This is a genomic window from Xenorhabdus sp. Sc-CR9, assembly GCF_963897815.1.
Classification (GTDB): Bacteria; Pseudomonadota; Gammaproteobacteria; order Enterobacterales; family Enterobacteriaceae; genus Xenorhabdus.
The window spans coordinates 1-8,379 of record NZ_CAWQTY010000240.1; the positions used below are offsets into that span (position 1 = coordinate 1).

The window sequence follows — 8,379 nt, forward strand, 5'->3', positions numbered from 1 at the left end:
AATTTCCAGCTATCATCTGTTAACATTAGTCTTGGCATTTGGGGTAATTGTTTTGATTTTTGGCGAAACCATTATAACAGCCCCATTTGCTGCTTGCTTTTTATACCAAAAAGATCAACACGCTCTAGTTATATATTTATAATAAATTAATCTAATTAACTTCTTTTAACCAATTCATTCTTAATTATTGGTTTTAGTCAATTGAATAATAACTTTTAACCAATCGTCATCAAACTGGCATTCCCCCCTGCCGCCGCTGTATTAACACTCAATGAACGTTCATGCAGCAAGCGTTCCAACAACAGGTTGGTTTCACCACGGGCAAATCCCTGTACGGAGATAATCGGTCCTTTACGTTGTGCAATCGCTTCACAAACATGACGTAATTGATCACAATCACCGTGATAAATAACCGCTTCCATTATTGTGTCTTCTTTTTGCCAATCGTTGACCCAATGAATATGTCGGTGAATTTCTTCCGGCAATTGACGCTGTAACTCTTGATGCAGTTCATTCTTCTCCCAGATAGTCTGACAACCAACGGAAAGTACTGCCGCTAATTGTACCAGAGCATCTTGCTTATTATCAGCAAGGCACAGAACAGGGCCTCGAGGCAACAGGGTATACGTATTGCGTTCTCCGGTTGGTCCCGGTAATAAACGTGTTGTTCCACCTTGTGCCAGCAAGCTGTATTCCTGAATGAGCTGTTTCAATGAATCATTGTTTTGTGCAGTTGCCCAGTCTGCCAGTTTGTTGAGGGGGGAGTGCAGAGCAACCCGAATTTTGGAATCCAGCTCATATTCTGCATCCTGACGTTCCAATGTTTGACTGGCTGCATTGACAGGACGCTGTGACAGCAAGCGGTACAAATACAGAGGCCCGCCGGCTTTTGGCCCTGTACCTGACAGGCCTTCACCACCAAATGGCTGTACGCCGACAACCGCACCAACCATATTGCGATTGACATATAAATTGCCGACTTTAGCTTTGCCAGTCACTTGTGTGATGGTTTCATCAATGCGGGTGTGAATGCCCAATGTCAGGCCATAACCCGAAGCGTTAATCTGATCCACCAACTGCTCTAATTCATTACGCTTGAAACGTACGACATGCAGAACAGGACCGAAAATTTCTTTCTTCATTTCGTCAAAACTTTCCAGCTCGATAAGCGTTGGTTTGACGAAAGTACCTTGTAACCATTCCTGATTGTCGGTGTCATTTTCATGTACTGCCTGATAAATCATCCGGCCTTTGGTTCGCATAGTTTGGATATGGCGTTCGATGTTGGTTTTCGCTTCTGCATCAATCACAGGGCCTATATCTGTCGATAAATGCTCAGGATTCCCCATCCGGCACTCAGCCATTGCGCCTTTCAGCATGGTGATAGTTTTTTCAGCAACATCTTCCTGAATACACAGAATACGTAGGGCAGAGCAGCGTTGGCCTGCACTGTCAAAAGCGGAGGCAACAACATCGGTGACAACCTGTTCGGTCAAGGCAGAAGAATCGACTATCATGGCATTCAACCCGCCGGTTTCCGCAATCAATGGGGTTGGACGCCCTTGAGCATCAAGACGACCGGCAATATTGCGTTGTAACAAGCTGGCAACTTCAGTAGAACCGGTAAACATCACGCCACGTACGCGCTCGTCACCAACCAGTGATGCTCCTACGGTTTCTCCTTGCCCCGGTAATAATTGCAGCACATCACGGGGAATGCCCGCTTGATGGAGCATTTTCACTGCAACGGAGGCAATCAATGGTGTTTGTTCTGCGGGTTTTGCCAGAACACTATTACCTGCTGCTAATGAAGCGGCGATTTGCCCGGTAAAAATTGCCAGAGGGAAGTTCCACGGACTGATACATACCACAGGCCCTAACGGGCGATGTGTATCATTGGCGAAATCTTGGCGGACTTGCCCCGCATAATAATGGAGAAAATCCACAGCTTCGCGCACTTCGGCAATCGCATTATTGAAAGTTTTACCCGCTTCACGGACTAAGATACCGAGCAGTGATTGCAGGTTATTTTCCATCAACTCAGCCGCACGCACTAAAATTGCCGCACGTTCTGACGGTGGTGTTGCAAACCAAATTGCGCCGGCATCGGTGGCGACATTCAATGCATGGCTGACTTCTTGCTCGGTGGTTTCTCGTACGTAACCCACCAAATCGGAGAACTTAGCTGGATTGCTGACAGGCTTGGTAGCAGGTAACTCTCCCTTATGTTGGTAATCACCACCCAATAGCGGTTCACTGTTCCATGTTTCCATTGATGAACTCAGCAACGCACTAGAAAGAGAAGCCAAACGATGTTCATTGGAAAGATCCAATCCTGAGGAGTTAGCACGGTTTTTGCCGTATAAATCGTGTGGCAGAGGGATCTTAGGATGTGGCAGACCGATTTGCCCTTCGGTTTGTGCCAATTCCTGTACGATTTTCACGGGATCTGCGACCAGTTCATCAATTGGCAGTGAAGTATCTGCTATGCGGTTGACGAATGAAGTATTTGCACCGTTTTCCAGTAAGCGACGTACCAGATAGGCCAACAATGTTTCATGTGTTCCCACTGGCGCATAAATACGGCATGGACGATTGAGTTTACCATCAGCGATCTTACCAACGACTTGATCATAAAGCGGTTCACCCATTCCATGCAGACACTGAAATTCATATTGACCCGGATAATAGTTCTGTCCGGCCAGATGATAAATAGCAGACAAAGTGTGAGCGTTATGAGTAGCAAATTGTGGATAGATTAAATTTGGCACGGAAAGTAGTTTGCGGGCGCAGGCGAGGTAAGATACATCGGTATAGACTTTGCGGGTATACACCGGATAGCCCTCCAGACCATCAGTTTGAGCACGCTTGATTTCGCTATCCCAATAAGCGCCTTTCACCAGACGGATCATTAACCTGTGGCGGCTGCGCTGTGCCAAATCAATAATGCTGTCAATGACGAACGGGCAGCGTTTCTGGTAAGCCTGAATGACAAACCCAATACCGTTCCAGCCTTCCAATTTCGGTTCAAAACAGAGTTTTTCCAGCAAATCGAGAGAAATTTCCAAACGGTCGGCTTCTTCTGCATCAATATTGATACCAATATCGTACTGACGCGCTTGTAAGGTCAGAGAGAGTAAGCGTGGATAGAGTTCATCGATAACACGATCATACTGGGCGCGGTTATAGCGGGGATGCAGAGCAGAAAGTTTGATAGAAATCCCCGGTCCTTCATAAATGCCGCGACCATTGGAAGCTTTGCCAATAGCGTGGATAGCCTGCTGATAGGAAACCATATAGGCCTGTGCATCTTCCTCGGTCAGGGCGGCTTCACCCAGCATATCATAGGAGTAACGGAACCCTTTTTCTTCGAGCTTACGGGCATTGGCAAGAGCTTGAGCGATGGTTTCCCCTGTAACAAATTGTTCTCCCATCAGGCGCATTGCCATATCCACGCCTTTACGTACCAATGGCTCGCCGCTCTTGCTGATGATGCGATTCAAAGAGTTGGATAACTTGGCTTCATTATGGGTAGATACCAGCTTACCGGTGAACAGCAATCCCCATGTTGCAGCGTTGACAAACATAGAAGGGCTTTGGCCTAAATGGGAATGCCAATTACCGTTGCTGATTTTGTCGCGGATCAGTGCGTCACGGGTGGCTTTATCAGGAATACGCAGCAAAGCTTCGGCAAGGCACATCAGTGCTACACCTTCCTGTGAAGACAATGAAAACTCCTGCAACAATCCTTGTACTAAACCTGCGCGCCCGACACCTTGTTTTTGCTGACGTAGTTTTTCTGCGATGGAATAAGCGAGTTTGTGAGTCGCCTTAGCTTGTTCTTCTGAAAGTTGCGCACGTTGCAGCAGCATCGGGACAGCTTGTGTTTCGGGCAGGCGATAGGCTGAGGTAATTGCAGAACGTTTCACCGTTTGGGGTAAAATATGCTCGGCAAAATCCAGAAATGGTTGATAAGGTGCCTCAATAGGTGATTCTTCTTCGGAAATCTTTTCTTCTTTGTTATCCTGATTCGCTGATATTTCTGGGATCTTTTCCTCATTTTCCAGACGTTCAAGATAATTGAAAATGGCTTGCTTAATCAGCCAGTGTGGTGTGCGTTCAATTCGTTGTGCAGCAGCTTTGATACGATTACGCGTTGCTTCGTCGAGCTTCACGCCCATAGTGGTACTACCCATTCTTACTCCTTAATAGGCAAGACTTAACCAAGTTACGTGACAATATCTGCTATGTTGCAACTTTGTGCAACTTTGTTAAAAGCAGTTATGCTGGATTTGTGAAATTAATCTTGTTTTTATTATTTTTTTGGTGAGCGTTATGAGGGTTACATATTCATATAATTGATATAAATTGATTTTATTATAATCATTCATGAATGTTAGGTGAAACCTATTATTTAATGAAAGGTGCAACTTTTTAAATGATAAATGTGATTTAGCAAGCGTTTTTTATAAAAAACCGAGTTAATTGGTTGTTAAAAATGTTTTAAGTAAATTAGGATGGAATGTAATTTTTGAATAATCACATTCACAAATAATACATACAGAAATTAATGTTATCTTTGGGCACAACTTTTATAGCCTGACAGAATAGGGCTAGGTACTGCAGAAACTATTTACAGTACAGATAACATGATTTACGCAGATCATGCATTTGCGGATACATGATTTATAAAAATACTATGGAGAAGAACCTGCATGACAGTAAATTCACCAATGCTTATTACCTTCATTATCTACATCGCAGGGATGTTACTAATAGGTTTCATAGCTTATCGGTCCACCAAAAACTTTGATGACTACATACTGGGTGGCCGGCGATTGGGGAGTGTGGTAACAGCATTATCTGCTGGCGCTTCTGATATGAGTGGCTGGTTATTAATGGGATTGCCAGGCGCAATTTTTTTCTCAGGTATTTCAGAAAGTTGGATTGCATTGGGGCTGCTATTGGGGGCGTACTTAAATTGGCGGTGGGTCGCGGGTAGATTACGAGTACATACCGAAGTAAGCAATAACGCGTTGACATTACCAGATTATTTTACGAATCGCTTTGACGACAAAAGCAAAATACTGCGTATCATTTCCGCACTGGTTATCCTGATTTTCTTTACTATTTACTGTGCTTCAGGTGTTGTTGCTGGTGGTTTATTGTTTGAAAATACTTTTGGCATTAGCTATGAAAAAGCGATTTGGTTAGGTGCGCTGGCAACGATTGCCTATACCTTTCTGGGTGGTTTCCTTGCTGTAAGCTGGACGGATACCGTTCAGGCGACTTTGATGATTTTTGCTTTGATTTTGGTACCCGTATTGATCTTGTTTAAAGTAGGAGGGGTTGATACGGCTATCAATGTTATTGAGGCAAAAAATCACGCTTATTTAGATATGTTTAAGAACCTGAACATCATTGCCATTATTTCTTTAATGGGATGGGGATTAGGCTATTTTGGTCAGCCGCATATTTTAGCCCGTTTTATGGCAGCAGATTCCCACCAAACTATTCATAAAGCTCGTCGTATCAGTATGACATGGATGTTCCTGTGTCTTGCGGGCACTGTAGCTGTTGGGTTCTTTGGTATAGCCTATTTTGAGATGTACCCAGATCAGGCAGCTCCAGTTTTACAAAATCGTGAACGTATCTTTATGGAGTTAGGTGAGCTTCTGTTTAATCCGTGGATTACGGGAGTGTTATTGTCTGCGGTATTAGCGGCAGTCATGAGTACGTTAAGCTGCCAGTTATTGGTTTGCTCCAGCGCACTGACTGAAGATCTCTATAAAGCATTTATACGCACCAAAGCCAGCCAAAAAGAATTGGTATGGGTTGGTCGCATGATGGTTTTGATGGTGGCAATCATTTCTATTGTGATCGCTATTAATCCAAACAATAAAGTATTGTCATTGGTCAGCTATGCTTGGGCCGGTTTTGGCGCGGCGTTTGGTCCGGTCGTTCTGATGTCGGTGCTTTGGAAACGTATGACACGCGATGGTGCGTTGGCTGGTATGCTGGTGGGAGCCATCACAGTATTGGTATGGATGAAATTCCATTGGTTCGATTTATATGAAATCATTCCTGGCTTTATCTTTGCAACTATTACTATTGTGGCGGTGAGTCTGCTGGGGAAAGCACCAAATCAAGCGATACAGCAGCGCTTCGAAGAAGCAGCAGCGCATTATAACAATAAATAAATTTATTATGATAAAAAGCCTCTGATTTTCAGGGGCTTTGGTAAGGAAACCATACGAAAAGATATTACCAATTGAAGGCATTTAAGAAAACAATCACTTTGTACTAAATGAATGAAATGTGCACTATGTGCTCTCTGCTAATAGGTTGAATTGTAACCGTCCTGTTTTTCATGTGAAATCCTTCTGTTAATACCGCTGTTGTCTATGTCACAATATTCCCTTAAACGCAGCTTGAGGGTATTAAGGCCATGCTGTGAGAATAAATTGGATATAGCTATGGAAGAAAAAATACAACCCATTCACACTCCTGAAACTGAAGGCTCGCATCTACAGCGGAGTCTCACGAACCGACATATACAGCTAATTGCGATTGGTGGTGCCATCGGCACTGGCCTGTTTATGGGATCAGGTAAAACAATCTCTCTTGCGGGTCCGTCGATCATTTTTGTTTATATGATCATCGGATTTATGTTGTTTTTTGTTATGCGTGCCATGGGAGAATTATTGCTTTCCAATTTGCACTACAAGTCGTTCAGTGATTTCGCAGCAGATTTATTAGGACCGTGGGCGGGTTTTTTTGTGGGCTGGACTTACTGGTTCTGTTGGGTAATTACAGGTATCGCGGATATTGTTGCCATCACTGCCTATGTCGGGTATTGGGTACCAAACTTTCCAGAGTGGGCGACTTCGCTACTGTGTGTGCTGGTATTGCTGACGTTGAATCTCGCAACGGTAAAATTGTTTGGTGAGCTGGAATTCTGGTTTGCCATGATCAAGATTATTGCGATTATTGCGTTGATTGTTACAGGCGGCATATTGATTGGCATTCACTTCCAATCTCCGGCCGGGCATGTTGCTGCATTTTCTAATGTCTGGAATGATGATGGCATGTTTCCAATGGGGTTGAGTGGTTTCTTTGCTGGGTTTCAGATTGCGATATTTGCTTTTGTTGGTATTGAGTTAGTGGGAACTGCTGCGGCGGAAACTAAAAACCCGATGAAATCTTTGCCAAAAGCGATTAATGCCATTCCAATCCGTATTATTACATTTTATGTTTTGGCTTTAATTGTGATTATGTCGGTTACTCCGTGGCGAGCCATTATTGCGGATAAAAGCCCTTTTGTAGAATTATTTGTCTTAATTGGGCTGCCTGCTGCTGCCAGTATTGTCAATTTTGTGGTTTTGACTTCTGCCGCCTCATCGGCGAACAGTGGTGTTTTCTCCACCAGTCGAATGTTATTTGGCTTGGCTAAAGAAAAAAATGCACCAACGCAGTTTAGTCGTCTTTCCCGTCGTTCAGTTCCTGCCTCGGGGTTGATCTTTACTTGCCTATGTCTCTCTTTTGGCATCGTTTTGATCTATTTTATTCCCGATGTAATGCATGTTTTTACTTTGGTGACAACTGTTTCTGCAATCCTGTTTATGTTTATTTGGAGCATGATTTTATGTTCCTACCTCGCTTATAGAAAATGCCGTCCAGCCTTGCATCAGGCCTCGGTGTACAAAATGCCGTTTGGTATTGTGATGTCTTGGGTATGTCTGGCTTTTTTTGCTTTTGTCTTGATATTACTGTCTTTACAGCCAGATACCCGACAAGCATTAATCGCCACGCCAGTTTGGTTTATTATTCTGGCGATTGGATTCCAGATTGTGAAAAGACGTAAAGCTCGTTTTACTCATTGAATGATAAAAAATCCCATTAATTAACTCTCAATGGCCCAAATATTGGGCCATTTTTACCTTAGCACGTCATGAGTGTGCCCTGATGAAATCTCAGTTGCCATTTTTTGTCCGAAGATAATTGCCAAATTGATGAACGAAGAGCTTGGTTGAATAGGTTACCAATCTCATCAATTTCATAAGATTGATAAGTGAGTAAAATAATATTTTCACTCAGATAGTTAATAGAAAAATCTTCTGAGAAAATTTTGGAAATAGTTTTTATTTCTGTGATTAATTCATTAAACACGATTTTTTTAGTATAAAAATAACCTGATTTACTAATTTCTAGAAAATTATCATGTAATACAGCCTTAAACCAATTTCCCTTTTTTCTTTTTTCACCTATACAACATATTTCAATTAGTGTTGTTATTTACAAAATTGCATATGTTTGCGAATTTATATGTTTGTTACAGAACTAATATTCCCCTAATCTGTATCTATTTATAATTTTGTA

Annotated in this window: 4 protein-coding genes; 2 read left to right on the forward strand and 2 right to left on the reverse strand. The window is 42.8% G+C overall.

The window, feature by feature from the left end; all coding sequences use genetic code 11:
• Positions 1 to 215: 215 nt before the first annotated feature.
• Complete coding sequence (putA, locus tag AACQ81_RS19150) at positions 216 to 4,196, reverse strand: trifunctional transcriptional regulator/proline dehydrogenase/L-glutamate gamma-semialdehyde dehydrogenase (protein ID WP_237388264.1); 3,981 nt, start codon at positions 4,194 to 4,196, stop codon at positions 216 to 218.
• Positions 4,197 to 4,715: 519 nt separating this feature from the next.
• Here putA and putP point away from each other — a divergent pair.
• Together putP and cycA are read left to right on the forward strand one after the other, a co-directional pair.
• Positions 4,716 to 6,200 (forward strand): sodium/proline symporter PutP, encoded by a 1,485-nt coding sequence (putP, locus tag AACQ81_RS19155; protein WP_237388265.1) that lies wholly within the window; start codon positions 4,716 to 4,718, stop codon positions 6,198 to 6,200.
• A gap of 276 nt (positions 6,201 to 6,476) precedes the next feature.
• Positions 6,477 to 7,883, forward strand: a complete 1,407-nt coding sequence (gene cycA, locus AACQ81_RS19160) for a D-serine/D-alanine/glycine transporter (RefSeq protein ID WP_237388266.1) — start codon at positions 6,477 to 6,479, stop codon at positions 7,881 to 7,883.
• 58 nt (positions 7,884 to 7,941) lie between these two features.
• Here cycA and AACQ81_RS19820 read toward each other — a convergent pair whose 3' ends face one another.
• Complete coding sequence (locus AACQ81_RS19820) at positions 7,942 to 8,295, reverse strand: DUF4440 domain-containing protein (protein ID WP_443089570.1); 354 nt, start codon at positions 8,293 to 8,295, stop codon at positions 7,942 to 7,944.
• Positions 8,296 to 8,379: the final 84 nt, after the last annotated feature.

Excerpts from the sequence above, each read along its gene's own strand:
- cycA (WP_237388266.1), top strand. The coding sequence starts at position 6,477 with ATGGAAGAAAAAATACAACCCATTCACACTCCTGAAACTGAAGGCTCG.
- putA (WP_237388264.1), bottom strand. The coding sequence starts at position 4,196 with ATGGGTAGTACCACTATGGGCGTGAAGCTCGACGAAGCAACGCGTAAT.
- putP (WP_237388265.1), top strand. The coding sequence starts at position 4,716 with ATGACAGTAAATTCACCAATGCTTATTACCTTCATTATCTACATCGCA.